At 60.6% G+C, this 14405-nt stretch carries 15 protein-coding genes; 1 reads left to right on the plus strand and 14 read right to left on the minus strand.

The genetic code is table 11. From position 1 onward, the window contains the following. The first annotated feature begins 226 nt into the window (after nucleotides 1–226). Nucleotides 227–1084 (plus strand): MurR/RpiR family transcriptional regulator, encoded by an 858-nt coding sequence (locus tag I2H19_RS03640; RefSeq protein ID WP_229089762.1) that lies wholly within the window; start codon nucleotides 227–229, stop codon nucleotides 1082–1084. A gap of 59 nt (nucleotides 1085–1143) precedes the next feature. Here I2H19_RS03640 and I2H19_RS03645 read toward each other — a convergent pair whose 3' ends face one another. From I2H19_RS03645 to alaS, 14 genes are all read right to left on the minus strand, one after another. Next, nucleotides 1144–2772, minus strand: a complete 1629-nt coding sequence (locus I2H19_RS03645; protein ID WP_195621319.1) for a DNA repair protein RecN — start codon at nucleotides 2770–2772, stop codon at nucleotides 1144–1146. After that, complete coding sequence (locus I2H19_RS03650) at nucleotides 2762–3622, minus strand: NAD(+)/NADH kinase (RefSeq protein ID WP_035138200.1); 861 nt, start codon at nucleotides 3620–3622, stop codon at nucleotides 2762–2764. The genes I2H19_RS03645 and I2H19_RS03650 overlap by 11 nt, the downstream gene beginning before the upstream one ends. Then, complete coding sequence (locus I2H19_RS03655) at nucleotides 3619–4422, minus strand: TlyA family RNA methyltransferase (RefSeq protein WP_195621376.1); 804 nt, start codon at nucleotides 4420–4422, stop codon at nucleotides 3619–3621. The genes I2H19_RS03650 and I2H19_RS03655 overlap by 4 nt, the downstream gene beginning before the upstream one ends. A 35-nt stretch (nucleotides 4423–4457) precedes the next feature. After that, nucleotides 4458–4697 (minus strand): exodeoxyribonuclease VII small subunit, encoded by a 240-nt coding sequence (locus I2H19_RS03660; protein ID WP_006233978.1) that lies wholly within the window; start codon nucleotides 4695–4697, stop codon nucleotides 4458–4460. Between the two features lie 2 nt (nucleotides 4698–4699). Continuing rightward, nucleotides 4700–5284 carry a transcription antitermination factor NusB gene (gene nusB / locus I2H19_RS03665; protein WP_195621321.1) on the minus strand — a complete coding sequence of 195 codons (585 nt, stop codon included), beginning with the start codon at nucleotides 5282–5284 and terminating at the stop codon, nucleotides 4700–4702. 3 nt (nucleotides 5285–5287) lie between these two features. Further along, nucleotides 5288–5650 (minus strand): Asp23/Gls24 family envelope stress response protein, encoded by a 363-nt coding sequence (locus I2H19_RS03670; protein ID WP_006233982.1) that lies wholly within the window; start codon nucleotides 5648–5650, stop codon nucleotides 5288–5290. 24 nt (nucleotides 5651–5674) lie between these two features. Then, on the minus strand, nucleotides 5675–6238 hold the full coding sequence (efp, locus tag I2H19_RS03675; protein ID WP_117806186.1) for an elongation factor P: 564 nt from the start codon (nucleotides 6236–6238) through the stop codon (nucleotides 5675–5677). Nucleotides 6239–6397: 159 nt separating this feature from the next. After that, nucleotides 6398–7528 carry a M24 family metallopeptidase gene (locus tag I2H19_RS03680; RefSeq protein WP_117769618.1) on the minus strand — a complete coding sequence of 377 codons (1131 nt, stop codon included), beginning with the start codon at nucleotides 7526–7528 and terminating at the stop codon, nucleotides 6398–6400. A gap of 132 nt (nucleotides 7529–7660) precedes the next feature. Next, nucleotides 7661–8770 carry a hypothetical protein gene (locus I2H19_RS03685; protein ID WP_195621323.1) on the minus strand — a complete coding sequence of 370 codons (1110 nt, stop codon included), beginning with the start codon at nucleotides 8768–8770 and terminating at the stop codon, nucleotides 7661–7663. Further along, nucleotides 8767–9300, minus strand: a complete 534-nt coding sequence (locus I2H19_RS03690) for a shikimate kinase (protein WP_138374852.1) — start codon at nucleotides 9298–9300, stop codon at nucleotides 8767–8769. Before I2H19_RS03690 ends, I2H19_RS03685 begins: the two co-directional genes overlap by 4 nt. Nucleotides 9301–9308: 8 nt before the next feature. Further along, nucleotides 9309–9806, minus strand: a complete 498-nt coding sequence (locus I2H19_RS03695) for a YqeG family HAD IIIA-type phosphatase (protein ID WP_117639353.1) — start codon at nucleotides 9804–9806, stop codon at nucleotides 9309–9311. Between the two features lies 1 nt (nucleotide 9807). Then, nucleotides 9808–11241 (minus strand): endolytic transglycosylase MltG, encoded by a 1434-nt coding sequence (gene mltG / locus I2H19_RS03700; RefSeq protein ID WP_229089763.1) that lies wholly within the window; start codon nucleotides 11239–11241, stop codon nucleotides 9808–9810. Further along, nucleotides 11234–11662 carry a Holliday junction resolvase RuvX gene (gene ruvX / locus I2H19_RS03705; protein ID WP_055286437.1) on the minus strand — a complete coding sequence of 143 codons (429 nt, stop codon included), beginning with the start codon at nucleotides 11660–11662 and terminating at the stop codon, nucleotides 11234–11236. The genes mltG and ruvX overlap by 8 nt, the downstream gene beginning before the upstream one ends. 17 nt (nucleotides 11663–11679) lie before the next feature. Beyond that, on the minus strand, nucleotides 11680–14337 hold the full coding sequence (alaS, locus tag I2H19_RS03710; RefSeq protein ID WP_195621325.1) for an alanine--tRNA ligase: 2658 nt from the start codon (nucleotides 14335–14337) through the stop codon (nucleotides 11680–11682). Nucleotides 14338–14405: the final 68 nt, after the last annotated feature.

The following is a 14405-nucleotide window of genomic DNA, read 5'->3' on the forward strand; positions in this document are numbered from 1 at the left end:
GCGCTTCGATGCGCGTTTTTCCACACTTGAAAGATACCAACCTACCGTCCGCGTGAGAAGAGACAAGGCGCAATTCTCCGGTGAAAGGTTCTTTCATAACCGTAAACGGCAAGTGAAAGTTTACCATCAACACTTGAAACGGCAAGGTGTATCTTGTAATTGAAAATGCCCGTATACTATGGCATTGCAAATCAAGCTAGATTTTCATGCCAACCAGGAGCCATCCATGACCGATAGTAGCAAGAGCGCACTTTCCCTCATTAGTACCCATCAGGGATACAGCGAGTCCGAGCAGCGCATTGTCGACTATATATTGGAGCACCAGTCCGAAGCGCCACGCCTCACGGCCGCTCAGCTCTCGCGCGCTGCCGCCACGTCCGAGGCGACCGTTTCGCGTTTCTGCCGCAAGCTGGGCTTTGGCAGCTTCCGCAGCTTTCAGTTTTCGTTGGCGCGCGACTTAGAGAGTCAGCGCAACGAGGGCCTGACCGACGAGGTCTCGCTCGACAACATGGAGCAGAGCCTTAAAAATATCCTCGCCGCCAAGGTGAGTGAGCTTAATGCGACCATCGACGGCATTGATCACGACACGTTGGCCGCAGTTGTACACGCGCTTAAGAATGCCGGCGTTATTGAGTTCGCCGCCGTGGGCAATACGAACGCGGTCGCGCTCGATGCGACGTTTAAGTTTTCGCAGCTGGGCCTGCGCTGCATGGCGAGCACCATTAGCGAGACATCAATCGGCTTTGCGCTCACGTTACGCCCGGGTGACGTCATCGTGCTAATCTCAAACTCTGGCAAATCGCGCCGACTGAATCGCATGGCAAAAGCGGCTCGCAACTGCGGCGCAACCGTAGTCGTCATCAGCAGCGATAGCAAGTCTCCACTTGCACGCCTCGCCGACTACACCTTTAATACCGTCAATCACGAAGCGCTGCTGACAACGGGTGACTTCGCATTCTCCAAGATGAGCGCCACGATGATCATAGAGGTCACCTACAACTTCCTGCTGCCCGAAATCGAGGACGCCCGAGAGCACATCAGCTACTATGAGGAACTCATCCAACCGGATAAGGTCGTGGAGTAAAACGCGAAGTGAGACAAAAAATTCAGTCTATTTTGTCCCACCAACACCGCTGATACGACCTAACCTCGAGCTTCTTCAAGCATCTGCTTGGCATGCGCCAAGCTCGCCTCCGATTGATCGCCGCTCAACATGCGGGCGATCTCGGCGGTACGCGCTTCGCCGGTCACCTCGTCCAAATGCGTCTGGGGAACATCGCCCGGTTCCTTACTGACAACATAATGTTTGTCGGCCATGACCGCAACCTGCGCCAAGTGGGTTACGACAATCACCTGATGCGTAGCGGCGAGATCTGCCAGCACGCTCGCGAGGGCACGTGCGGTAGAGCCGCCGACACCAGCATCGACCTCGTCAAACACCAGCGTATCGACACCGTCCGCGTTACCGAGGACAACCTTACTTGCCAACATGACGCGGCTGAGCTCGCCGCCCGACGCAATGCGGCGCAGGGGACGTGGAGTCAAACCGGCACCGCTGCGGTATAGCAGCTCGTAGCTCGAAGGACCAACGGGCGTCCACTCAGCACGGGGAAGATCACGCGACTCCCAGACGAGCTCGGCGCCGCCCATCTCCAGGCGAGCCATCTGGCGGCAAACCTCGTGGCAGAAGCGCGGGGCCGCCACATTGCGAGCGCGCTTAAGTGCCTTGGCAGCGGCAAACAACTCGTGCTCGGCGCTCCCGAGTGCCTCACGCGCCTTTCTGATCTGTTCATCGCCATCATCGACCAGGGACAGCAGCTCTTGCGAGCGATCGCGCATGGCAAAAACATCGTCCATGGTAGGACCCCACTGACGCAGCAGGCCCTTGAGGTCGGAATACCGCTCACGCATGCGAGCGAGCTCGCGCGGATCGAAGGCGACGCCATCGCGATAGGCACGAAGTTCGTTCGCGCAATCCTCAAGGGAGATACAGGCATCCGAAAGCAAATCGGCAATGTCGCCAAGTTTGCGATCGACGGAAGCCATACGGGAAAGTTCTGCCACGGCGCTGTTCACGGCATCGAGCGCTCCCCCTTCAGAGGCAAGCGATGCATGGGCATCATTAGCTGTGGCAACCAGCACCTCGGCATGTTCGGAGCGCGGCAGCAGTTCCTCGAGTTCCTCATACTCGCCCGGTTTGGGGTCGACCTCGCCGATGCGCTCGAGCGCAAAGCGCGCTTCCTCGACGCGGCTCCCCTGCGCACGCGAGGTCTCTTCGACACGTCGAACCTCCTTAGCGGCAGCGCGCGAAGCCTTAAAGCAGGCGCGGTAGTGCTCGAGCGCCTCGAGTGCAGGGCGCCCTGCCCAGGCATCGACCATCGCAACATGATGCGCCGGATCGAGCAAGCGCTGGTGCTCGTGTTGGCCGCACAGATCCATCATCACGCCAACGCGCTCCGAAAGCTCGCGCACACTGGCGATGCGTCCGTCAATCTTCACGCGGCTGCGGCCCTCGGCAGAAAGACTGCGCTGCACGATGAAGCCCTCCGTGTCGTGCGGGCCGTCAAACAGGCGCGCCTCGACGCTCGCCAGCGCCTCGCCCTCGCGCACCATAGACGAATCCGCGCGCTCACCCAAAATAAGCTTGAGGGCCGAGAGCAGCGCGGTCTTGCCGGCACCGGTCTCGCCGGTCAGGACAGTCAGGCCGGCACTCGGCAGCAGCGTCGCCTCGCGAATGAGCGCAATGTTAGAAACCTGCAGCTCATCGATCATGACGGACTCCGTAGAATACGCGGCTCACCGAGTTATAGAAGCTCTCGGGGCCGTAATCCAGCAGCAGCACATCACCGGGCCCGCGACGCACCGCCACGCTCTCAACGGTGCCATCGCAAGTAATAAATTGTCCATCGATAGCGATCGCCGGAACGCTCGGACGGTCATCAGACATAAAGATTTCGACGACATCACTCGGCGAAGTCAAGAAGGCACGGGCCTGAATGGTGTGCGGCGCAATAGGTACGCAGACCATACCCGTATAGTCGGGGCTCACGATGGGGCCACCGGCACTGAGCGCGTACCCCGTAGAACCAGTCGCCGTGGACACGACCACGCCGTCGCCACGCAGTCGGTCGATATGGTGGCCCGACACCGTGATGTCGAACTCGACCATATCGGACAGCGGACCGCGGGTAAGCGCCATGTCGTTGAGGGCGAAGGTGCGCACGACATCCTTCGTACCGTCTTCGCGCACGGATACGATATCCGCGGCGATGGTGGCGCGACGGCTCACGTGCAGCTCACCGGACAGGGCGTCGCTCACGACCTGCAGAATGTCGCGCTCCTCGGGGCTCGCAGCAGTTAAAAAGCCCAGGTGACCATAGGAAAGACCGAGGATAGGAATCTCGCGATGGTTGAGGATGCGGGCAGCGCGCAGCAACGTACCGTCGCCGCCGAGCGTAATGACCAGATCGGAGCCGTCAATATCAGGCGTGCTCTGAATCTTCGATCGCTGGTCGGCAGCCCATGCGACCTCATAGCCCTGGCGCGTCAGCCAAAGCTCAAGCATCAGGCCGCTCTCGACCGCCTCTTGTTTGTAGTAATTGGGAACCAGAAAGACCTTCATAGCGTTGCAGATTTCTCGCTCAAAACCGATACCTGGGATTGCAGCTCATCGTCGGTGCGTTCGCCGGGGACAAACCTCGTGCCGTACAGGAAAAACTCAACGTTGCCCTTGGCACCATGAATGGGCGACACGCACACATCGACCGGGAACAGCCCCTTGGCAGCAAAGAGTTCAACTGCCGCAACAAGTGTATCGCGGCGCACGGCGGGATCGGTCACAATACCGCCCTCGCCCACCAGCGCCGCCGGAGCCTCAAACTGCGGCTTTACGAGCGTGCAGAATGCACCCGTAGGCGCCAGGCACGCCAGCACCGCATCGATAATGTTCGCGATGCTGGTAAACGAGACATCGCACACAGCCAGGTCGAGAGCGCCGGCATAGCCAAGCTCAGGCAGCTGCGTCACGTTTGTGCGCTCATGCAGCGTTACGCGATCGTCCTGACGCAACGACCAATCGAATTGGGCGCGACCCACGTCCACCGAGACAACGGCCGCAGCTCCGCGCTTGAGCAGACAATCGGTAAAGCCGCCGGTAGAGCAGCCCACATCCAGACAGGCAAGGCCCGTCGGATTGATGCCAAACGCATCAAGCGCGCCTTCGAGCTTAAGACCGCCGCGGCCAACATAGGGAATGCGCCCCTTCACGTGCAGCGGCAGCCCCGGGATCACCTTAAGGCCCGGCGAAGTCAAGCGCTCGCCGCCACTCGAGACCAAGCCGGCCATAAGAGTGCGAAGGGCATCCGCGCGATCGGCGCAGATGCCCTGTGAAATCAGTTCGTCATCAAGACGCACACGTTTCATGAATGCCATCAACCATTCGTATCCGGAGATGCGGCCTAGCTATCCTGGGATTCGTTTGCCGCATCCTCATCGTATTCCTGCTCGAGCTTGTCGGCTTCTCGCGGCGTAAGCTCAAACTTGTCGACCATATCGACCGCGCGGGAGCCCAGCTCAATCGCCTCGTCAAACAGATCGAGTGAACGCTCCAAGGAGGTATCCTTGGAGCGAACGGTAGCGATGATCTGGTCCAGACGGTCCGAAATCTCGTCAAAGTTGCGGACAGAACCCTCTGGCATGGCTACTCCTCGACGGAGTCGACGACAGCCTCGGCAGCGTCCGCATCCTCGGCAAGTACACCGGCGGCAGCCTGAGCGGCGGCGACCTTTGCGGCAGCCTCTGCAGCCTGCGCCTCCTCGCGAGCGCGGTCCTCGGCCAGCAGCTCTTGGTACAGGTCCTCGCCCGGCAGCTCCTCGCTGCGAGCGATCTTGCCCAGCACGCCATTGACAAACGACGCGGACTGATCGGTGCCATAGGCCTTGGTAAGCTCGACGGCCTCGTTGATCACGATGGCGTCCGAGACCTCCTCGTCGGTGAGGAAGCGCATCTCGTAGACGGCGATACGCAGCAGGTTGCGGTCGGCGCCGGGCATGCGCATAAGATCCCAGTTCTTGGCGACGGCGCGCAGGGCACAGTCGATGCGATCGATATGCTCGTAGGCACCACGGCAAAGCTCCAGCGCATAGGGGTCGAGGGGGCCCTTCGAGATCAGGAAATCGCCCTCGAGGACGCGCTCGAGCGGGCTGTCCGTGGCCTCGGCCTGAAACAGCAGCTGCAGCGCCTGACTGCGGGCAAGCGTACGCCCGCGATAAACCTTAAGGCTCAAAGGTTACTCCTTGGGGAAAACGAGGCCATCGATGCAAACGTCAACGCGCTCGACCTCAACGCCCACCTGAGCATCGATGGCGGCGACCACGGCGGCGCGAACGGCCTCGGCGAGTTTCTTGAACGGATAGCCAAAGAACACCACGACACGCACGGTGAGTGCGAGCTTGTCGCCGACGACCTCGGCCTCGACCGCCGGCTCGGAAGCCGGGGCCTTGGACGAGAGCATCATGGAGACAAGGTTGGTGGCAAGGTCCTTGACGCCAACGGAGGCGATGCCCTCGACATCCGACACGGCGCGCGAGACGATGGCGGTCAGAACATCGGGCGAAATGCCGATGCCGTCAATCTTGATTTCCTGGGGCATGAGTCCTCCTAGAAGAGTTGGTTGCTAGACGCGGGAGACGAACTTGCCGTCGCGGGTGTCAACCTTGATGACCTCGCCCTCGTTGAGGTACATGGGGACCTGGATGACAGCGCCGGTGTCAATCGTGGCCGGCTTGGTGGAACCCTGGACGGTGTCGCCCTTAAAGCCCGGGTCGGTCTGGACGATGGTGGTCTCGATGAACATCGGCGGCGTCACGCCCATGAGCTCATCGTCGGCGAAGAGCAGCTGGCAGATGTCGTTCTCGCGCAGCCACTTGGAGTTCTCGCCCACCATGTCCTCGGGAACGGGAACCTGCTCATAGGTCTCATTGTCCATGAAGATGTAGTCGGCGCCATCGTTGTAGAGGTACTGGAACTCACGGGTGGTGAGCATAACGCTCTCGAACTTGGTGCCAGCGTTGCAGGTGTTCTCGACGACGCGGCCGCTCTTGATGTCGCGGGTCTTGTAGCGCACAAACGCGCCGCCCTTGCCCGGCTTGACATGCTGGAACTCGACGATGGTGTAGACCTTGTCCTTGATGCGGAGACCGAGGCCGTTCTTGAAGTCGGCGGTAGAAATGGTAGGCATAGCGACCTTTCTTGTTATGGGCAGAACGCACAAGCGTCCAAATTACATACGACCGAAATTATACACTTGCTGACGGCGCCTGCAGCGAGCGCATAAAAAGAGAACGCGGGGCGTCCGAATCGATCCGGACGCCCCGCCCCAAAAATCTATCGAAATGGGCTAGCAATCGATGACGTGCAGGTCGTGCGGGGTCTTGGTGAAGGGCTCGTAGCCGTTCTCGGTGACCACGCCGTAGTCCTCCAGACGCACGCCGCCCACACCGGGCAGATACACGCCGGGCTCCATGGTGATAACCGAGCCGACCTCGATGGTGTTCTTGCTGCGGTTGAAGTTGGGCAGCTCATGGATGTCGATGCCCACGCCGTGACCCAGACCATGGTTGTAATAATCGCCATAGCCGGCATCGCCGATAATCTTCTTGGAAAGCTTGAAAATGTCGTTGCCCTCGACGCCCGGATGGATGGCAGCGACGCACTCCTCGTGCGTACGGCGCACGAGCGCGTACAGGTCGAGCTGCTCCTGGGTAGGCTCGCCCATCACGACAGTGCGTGTCATGTCGGAGCGATAATCGCAGTAGCCCGCGCCGTAATCCATGAGGACAAAGTCGCCCTTCTCGATCACGCGGTCGCTCGGGACGGCATGCGGGTTGGCGGTGTTGGGGCCGCTCGCCACGATGGAGCCGAAGGCAAGGCTGTCGGCGCCGTTGGCGAACATAAAGTTCTCGAGCTCGTTGCGAACCTGCTTCTCGGTCATACCAGGCTTAATAAAGCCGAGCATGTGCTGGAAGGCGGCGTCAGTGATCGACTGTGCATGGCGCATGAGCTCGATCTCCTCGGCATCCTTGATGGCGCGCATCTTGCGGATGTCGTCGTGCATCAGCGGCAGCATGCAGGCGACGGAACGGTCCTCCAGGCCGCGCTGAATACCCTGGTAGAAGTTGATCTGCATGTCGTCCTCGACAGCGCAGACGCGGCACTTGTTGGCTGCGATCTTGCCGGCGACCCAACCGGGGATGGTGCCCTCGTCCATGTCGTAGACCCAGGGGCTGCCGGCGGGCGTGTTCTCCTCAAAGCTGTTGAGGTAGCGCGAGTCGGTATGGAACAGGCACTGATCGGCCGTAATAAACGCCGCGTGCGGGAACTCGAAGGTGTAGTCGAAGACGCCCTTCACGCCCGTGAGCCAACGAAGATTGGCCTCGTCGCGTACCACGATAGCGTCATAGCCGCGCTCGACCATCAGGGCACGGACACGTTCGATACGACCGGCAGGACCGGCAGCAAACTCAGACATGCAGATTCCTTTCTTGTTGTCTCTATATAGACGGAACGGGTCTCAACCGAACGACGGAATCGCATACGATCCGCAACCGATTGAAAACCCGCCCCTCAACATGATACGAAAGACGATGGAAGTCAATAAATCTTAGAGAAGTTCTTTGCGAGAAGCCAAGTAGGCATGAGCATGGCGCTCAAGAACCTCGTCCTCGACGCTCGTTAGGCGAATGGCGCCGAGTGCCGCGGGCAGCGGCAACATACTGCGGTTCGAGCGGGCGAACTGCTGCCTGCGGAACTCCTCGATAAACGCGGTGGGCTCCAGGTCGAAGGCAAGTTCCTCGATGCCAAAGTCCTCCAGGCAGTCATCGACCTCAAAGACGTAATCGATATCAAAGTCGCAGGCATCATGTGCTAGGCGCGCCTCAAAGCGCATGCCCTCGGATAACAGCTGATAGGCAGGGACCTGCGAAGCGGCATCGCCCAAGCAGGCGCGCAGGGTACGCTCCCCCGTCTTGCCAAAATCGAGCGCATGGCGAGCGCTCGGGTTCGTGGCCATCAGTACGTCCTTACGGGCAGTCTGAGACCATTGAACGGCATTGACGAGCGCGACCTCCTCGCCCGCGAGAATCTCGGGGACGGTCTCAGTAAACTGATTCCAGCGGGACTTACTGCTCGAAAGCATGGTGCCAACAAGCACCACAAAGCCGAGCTTGAGGTCCTCGGGGTCCGCCTCACGAACAAGGTCGAGGTCACACACGACCAAGCCCGGCTCAGGACGGAACGCGATAGCGGGAAGCGCATTCGACGACGAGGCGACGAGCGGCTTCATGGTCGTCGCGACCGTGAGCATGGCGTCGAACGTCGTCGGCAGCAACGCGCACTCGGTGCGGCCGCACCACTGATTGGCACACCAGCTAACAACCGAGCAGGTTGCGGCATCGCCAACGGCGACAACCAGATCGTCACAGGTAATGCCGTTGGCAGACAAGGCGCCAAAGATCGCATCGGCATCAGCAAGCGTGGCACCAGCAGGCGAAACCTCGAGGAAGAGCTGTGACACGGCAAAACCGGCGTCGACCAGCGCATGCTCGACGACCTCATCAAAACGTTCTGACGAGGCGGAGTTCCAAACCACCATCGCGCGCTTAGGCTTGCCCACAGCCGAGGCAAACATACGCGACAGCTCATCGAACGCGCCCAATCCGACACGGACATCGACGCTGCGGTTTTGGAAATTGATCAGTTGGCGGCGAATCATAGCAGTCCACGCTCCAAAAGCATCTCGGCACAAAGGTAGGAAACGTCCTCGAAGGACTTGTTGCGAATATCAAGGGTAATATCGGCGGCCTGGCGATACAGCGGACGGCGATGCTCAAACAAGCGCGCGGCATGCTCGGGCGAGCGGAAATCGGGGCGCGTGTCGGACCGACGAATCTGGCGAATCGAATCCTCAAAGTCGCCCTCGAGGTACACGCACGTACCCATTTCGTGCATCAGCTCAATATTCACCGGCGTCTCGACGATACCGCCACCGCACGAAACCAACAGACTGCGCTCGCTTTGGAGCGAACGGAGCGCCGAGGTCTCGAGCTCGCGAAAACGATCCTCACCCTCGGTCTCAAAAATCTCGGTTACCGACTTGCCGCAACGGCGGACGACTAGGCGGTCGGTATCGATAAAACGCCGCTTGAACATAGTGCCGACGTTGCGCGCGAGCGTCGATTTGCCCGCGCCCAAAAAGCCGATAAAGAAGATATGGTCGCAGCCGTGTTTGGTGTGCTGGGACATGACGAGACCTATTCCTCGCAGGGAAGGTCGCGCAGGGCCCGGCGCTCAAAGATACGGAAGATCTGCGTATACCACAGGTCCTGCGTGGCCTGCGGCTTTACCAGGATGGTATCGACGCCGGCGAAGTTGCCGCTCCACACGTCCGTGTAGAGCTGATCACCGATCAGCACCGCCTCGTCGGCCGTGGCGCCGAGGCGCTTAAGACCCGCCTTGAGGGCAAACGGTGCCGGCTTCATGGCGTGGCTGATGGCCTCGAGTCCCAGCTCGCGTGCTGATGCCATGACCTGGTCGCGATGCCAGTTGTTGGACACCATGCACAGCTTAAAGCCTTTGGCGCGGGCGGTATCGAGCCAAGCGGAAACCGCGGCGGGAACCTGCTCGGTGTCGCGCGGCACCAGGGTGTTATCGCGATCGAGCAGAATGGCGCGTTTGCCGTCGGCCCACAGGGTATCAAGGTCGATGCGATCGACCGAGGCAACGTAACGTTTGGGGCTAAAAATCCTCATGCTAATTCCAAGACTGTTGATGCTCTTCGTAGGTTTGCGAGAAGTACTCCTCGTCCTGCGTAATGTAGAAATACAGGTCATCGGAGTCGGTCGGCTCAAGCGTGGCCTTGAGTGCCTCGAGCGACGGAGAGCAGATGGGCGTGGGTGGCAGACCCTCATGCTTATAGGTGTTATACGGACTATCGCTCTGCAGGTCGTCGGCGGTAACCTCGCCACCGGTGACATACATCATAGTCGCATCGCTATTGAGATAGCGCAGACCGTCGAGCTTGCCGGCAAGGCGGTTGTAGAAAACCGAGGCCACATGCGCACGTTGATCGGCGTTGAGGCCCTCGCGCTCAACGATAGAGGCCAAGTTGACGATGTCGTAGTCGGACATCTCCACACCGTAGCGTTCCTTGATCTTGGCTTCGCAGCTCGCAAAGTCAAGCGACTTGTACTCGGTCTTAAACTGATCGAGCATAGCGCGAATCACGTCATCGGCCGTCGGCGAATCGCCCAGCGAATAGGTCTTGGGGAACAAGAAACCCTCGAGCGAATCGTTGGCGGCGCCCTTAAGGAAGCTATAGTCGTCCACGTAGTTGGAGGCCTTGGCCTGGTTGAGGAAGTCTTCCTTAGAGATGCTGTCGTAGGCCTGGGCCACACGGTCGGCGACTTGATCGACCGTCAGGCCCTCAGGGATAGTCAGCGTATTGGAGCCCGCGTTGGGGCCTTCCATGAGCTGCTGAACAACCTTGGTCGCATCCATGAGTGTGGTGAACGAATAATCACCAGGCTTGAGCGACATATCGGCGTTGAGCTTTTTCACCGCCGCATAGTAATCCTTGGGATTTTCTACGATATGGTTCTCGGAGAGAATCGAAGCGATGCTGTCACCCGAGGCACCATCGGGAATCGTGATAGTAACCTGCTGGCCTGCAACGACTTTCGCACCCTCACCGCCAAAGAAGCCCTTGACGGCTGGCACGACAAAGAAAACGATCGCGACAAGCGCAAGCACGGCAACAACGCCACCGATAATCATAGGCACCGGGGAGCTTTTCTTTTGAGCACCGCGACGAGCATGCGTGTTGTAGCTCGAGCGGGTCGCCGGAGCAACACCATGCGAACCACGAGCGTGATGCGAATGCGATTGGGGGGCCTGCGTTCGCTGGGTAGGTGCCTGCTGCTTAAAGCGGGTGCCGCCTGCAGGCTGGGCCGTACGAGCAGTGGGCTGCTGAACCGCGTGAGAAGCCGAATGCTGAACCGAACGAGCAGAAGGCTGCTGACCCGTCCGTTGAACAGGTTGGGCCGAACGAGAGAAGGACTGCGCCGGGCGCGCGGCAGGCTGAGCTGCGCGCTGCGTCGGCTGTGCCGGACGCTGGCCAGGCTGGGCAGGGCGCGACGCCGGCTGCTGTGTACGATTCGGCTGGCGCGGATCGGAAGCACTAGGCATGCGAAACCTCCTCGTTTTTACGATCGAGCCACGTCTGCAAAAACAGGCTGGCGGCAATCATGTCGATCTTGCCCCTCATCTGCTTTTCGTTGAGACCCTGCTCGCGCAGGATACGCTTGGCCTCTTGCGAGGACAGACGCTCGTCCTCAAACTCCAACGGAAGATCGAGCTCGTCGGCAATCTTTTGCGCCACAGCGGCAACGCGCACGGCCTGAGGGCCGGGCTCACCGGCCATGGTCAGGGGACGTCCGCTTACCAGGATGTCGGGCTCATAGTCCTCAACCAGGTAGCGGAACGTCTTGGCCATACCGGTGACCTCGGCAGCCGGAAGCACCTTGACAGGCATCGCCATCTTGCCATCACGGCTCGAGACGGCGATGCCAATCCTGGTCTCCCCTATGTCCAGCGCGAGCGCAACCACAGCGACTTCTTAGATTCTTAGGCGCCGAGCGCGGTCTTAGCGGCCGCGAGGGCATCGGCGATGCCGGCAGCATTCTTGCCACCGGCCTGGGCCATGTTGGGACGACCGCCACCGCGACCGTCGACCAGACCCGCGATCTGCTTGATCACGTTACCGGCGTGGAAACCGGCCTTGACGGCGTCATCGGAGCCGGCAGCGAGCAGGGCCGGAGTGCCCTTCTCAGTCACGCTGGCGACGACACAAGCGACAGGGCCGGCGACCTTCTGGTGCACGGTATCCCAAACGTTGCGCAGGTCAGCGGCCTCGAGACCCTGAAGCTCAGCAACAACAAGCTTGTAGCCATTCAGCTCGACAGCACCCTCGATGGCGCTGGAGATCGCATCGGAGGAGCCACCAGTGAGCGCCTTCTTGAGCTTGTTGGACGTCTCACGCAGCTCGGCCTGCAGGTTCTCCACGCGGGCGGGAACCTCGTCGACGCGGCACTTGAGCGCAGCGGCGGCGGCGTCAACGAGCGCCAGGCGGTCGGCCATGTAGTCGAGGGCACCCTTAGAGGTCACGGCCTCGATACGGCGGACATTGGAGCCCGTGGAGGACTCGGAAATGATCTTGAACAGGCCAATCTCGGCGGTATTGGCGGCATGAGTGCCACCACAGAGCTCGCGGGAGAACGGCTGGTCCTCGGCGCCCACGGAGACGACGCGGACAACATCGCCGTACTTCTCTCCAAACAGAGCGACAGCGCCGGCAGCCTTAGCCTCGTCGATGTCCATGACACGGGTCACGACCGGCTTGAAAGCGAAGATCTGCTGGTTGACCAGGTCCTCGACAGCCTTGAGCTGCTCGGAGGACAGGGCCTCGAAGTGCGTAAAGTCAAAGCGCAGGTGCTCGGGCGTCACCAGCGAGCCGGCCTGGGAGACGTGCTCGCCCAGGACCTGCTTAAGGGCGGCATCGAGCAGGTGCGTGGCGGTGTGGTTGCGGCGCAGGAAGCCACGGCGCTCGGCGTCGAGCGCGGCGGTCACGGTAGCACCGACGACCAGCGTGCCCTCGGCAACGTGGGCGACGTGAGCATACAGGCCGTTGTGGTTCTTGGTATCGGAAACGGTCAGCGAAACGCCCTCGGCGGAAAGCTCGCCGGCATCGCCCTGCTGGCCACCCATCTCGGCATAGAACGGGGTGCGGTCGAGCACGACCTCGACGTCCTCGCCCGCGGCGGCGGACTCGACGGACTCACCGTTGCGCACGATGGCGACAACCTTGGCGCCCTCGATCACATCGTTGTCATAACCGTCGAACTCAGTCGCGGCGACCTTGTCGGAAAGCTCGACCCACACGTCGTTAAAGCTGCCCCAGGCATCGCCCTTGGCGTTGGCACGAGCGCGGGCCTTCTGGTCCTCCATGCAGGCGGTGAAGCCGTCCATGTCGACGTCGTGGCCAGCAGCGCCGGCGATCTCGACAGTCAGGTCAATGGGGAAACCAAAGGTGTCGTGCAGCTTAAAGGCAACGTCACCCGGAAGCACGGTGCCCTCGACAAGCGCTGCCAGGGCCTCGTCCAGGTAAACACGGCCGTTGTCGAGCGTCGTGGAGAAGCGCTCCTCCTCGGAGGCGACGATACCCTTGACGAGCGCAACATTCTTGAGCAGCTCGGGATAGGCCTCGCCCATCTGAGCGTTAACCTCGTCAATGAACTTGGTCAGGAAGGCGCCCTCGATGCCCAGCAGGCGACCGTGGAACACGGCACGACGGAGTAGGCGGCGAAGGACGTACTCGCGACCCTCGTTACCGGGAAGGATGCCGTCCGAGATCATAAAGTCGACGGCACGGGAGTGGTCGGCGATGATACGCAGGGAGCGGCTGGCGCCGGAGTAATCGTCGGCGTCATAGGTCTTGCCGCTGACCTCCTCACCCAGCTTGATGAGATGCTGCATCAGATCGCCGTCGTAATTGGCGGTCTTGTGCTGCATAATGGCGGCCATGCGCTCCAGGCCCATACCCGTATCGAGGTTGCGGTGCGGCAGCTCCGGCATGGAGCCGTCCTCCTGGCGGTCGTACTGGGTAAAGACGAGGTTCCAGAACTCCAGGAAGCGGTCGCAGTCGCAGCCAGGCTTGCAGTCGGGGCCGCCGCAGCCGACCTCCTCGCCCATATCAAAGTAAATCTCGGAGCACGGACCGCAGGGCCCGGTGGGGCCAGCGGCCCAGAAGTTGTCGTCCTCGCCCAGGCGAGAAATGTGATCCTCGGCAACGCCCAGGGAGCGCCACACATCGTGGGTCTCGTCGTCCTCGGTAAAGACGGTGAAGTACAGGCGGTCGAGCGGCAGCTTGAACTCCTTGGTGATGAGCTCAAAGGCCCAAGCGCAAGCCTGCTCCTTGGAGACGCCGCCAAAAGAGAAGTCGCCGAGCATCTCGAAGAACGACAGGTGACGGCCGTCCTCGCCGATGCAATCGATGTCGTTGGTGCGGACGCACTTCTGGCAGGAAATCGCGCCGATCTCCTTCATGGTCTTCTTGCCCTGGTAGTACTCCTTAAACTGGTTCATGCCAGCGTTGGCAAGCAGCAGCGAAGGATCGTCAGGAACAAGAGACGAAGAAGGATAGAGCTTAAGACCGCGCTCCTCAAAGAAGTTGAGGAACTTGGAGCGGATCTCGGCCGTAGTCATTGACGGGTAGTCAGCACTCATAGAGGGAATCTCCTCGGTTTCACATCGAAACAGTTCAAACGTAACGATATTACCATCCCGCCGCGCCC

It is taken from the genome of Collinsella aerofaciens (genome assembly GCF_015560135.1).
Classification (GTDB): Bacteria; Actinomycetota; Coriobacteriia; order Coriobacteriales; family Coriobacteriaceae; genus Collinsella; species Collinsella aerofaciens_AN.

What these genes read in the sequence shown, in the direction of transcription:
- I2H19_RS03640 (WP_229089762.1), top strand. Translation starts at nt 227, where the DNA reads ATGACCGATAGTAGCAAGAGCGCACTTTCCCTCATTAGTACCCATCAG.
- I2H19_RS03645 (WP_195621319.1), bottom strand. Translation starts at nt 2,772, where the DNA reads ATGATCGATGAGCTGCAGGTTTCTAACATTGCGCTCATTCGCGAGGCG.
- I2H19_RS03650 (WP_035138200.1), bottom strand. Translation starts at nt 3,622, where the DNA reads ATGAAGGTCTTTCTGGTTCCCAATTACTACAAACAAGAGGCGGTCGAG.
- I2H19_RS03655 (WP_195621376.1), bottom strand. Translation starts at nt 4,422, where the DNA reads ATGAAACGTGTGCGTCTTGATGACGAACTGATTTCACAGGGCATCTGC.
- I2H19_RS03660 (WP_006233978.1), bottom strand. Translation starts at nt 4,697, where the DNA reads ATGCCAGAGGGTTCTGTCCGCAACTTTGACGAGATTTCGGACCGTCTG.
- I2H19_RS03670 (WP_006233982.1), bottom strand. Translation starts at nt 5,650, where the DNA reads ATGCCCCAGGAAATCAAGATTGACGGCATCGGCATTTCGCCCGATGTT.
- efp (WP_117806186.1), bottom strand. Translation starts at nt 6,238, where the DNA reads ATGCCTACCATTTCTACCGCCGACTTCAAGAACGGCCTCGGTCTCCGC.
- I2H19_RS03680 (WP_117769618.1), bottom strand. Translation starts at nt 7,528, where the DNA reads ATGTCTGAGTTTGCTGCCGGTCCTGCCGGTCGTATCGAACGTGTCCGT.
- I2H19_RS03685 (WP_195621323.1), bottom strand. Translation starts at nt 8,770, where the DNA reads ATGATTCGCCGCCAACTGATCAATTTCCAAAACCGCAGCGTCGATGTC.
- I2H19_RS03690 (WP_138374852.1), bottom strand. Translation starts at nt 9,300, where the DNA reads ATGTCCCAGCACACCAAACACGGCTGCGACCATATCTTCTTTATCGGC.
- I2H19_RS03695 (WP_117639353.1), bottom strand. Translation starts at nt 9,806, where the DNA reads ATGAGGATTTTTAGCCCCAAACGTTACGTTGCCTCGGTCGATCGCATC.
- mltG (WP_229089763.1), bottom strand. Translation starts at nt 11,241, where the DNA reads ATGCCTAGTGCTTCCGATCCGCGCCAGCCGAATCGTACACAGCAGCCG.
- alaS (WP_195621325.1), bottom strand. Translation starts at nt 14,337, where the DNA reads ATGAGTGCTGACTACCCGTCAATGACTACGGCCGAGATCCGCTCCAAG.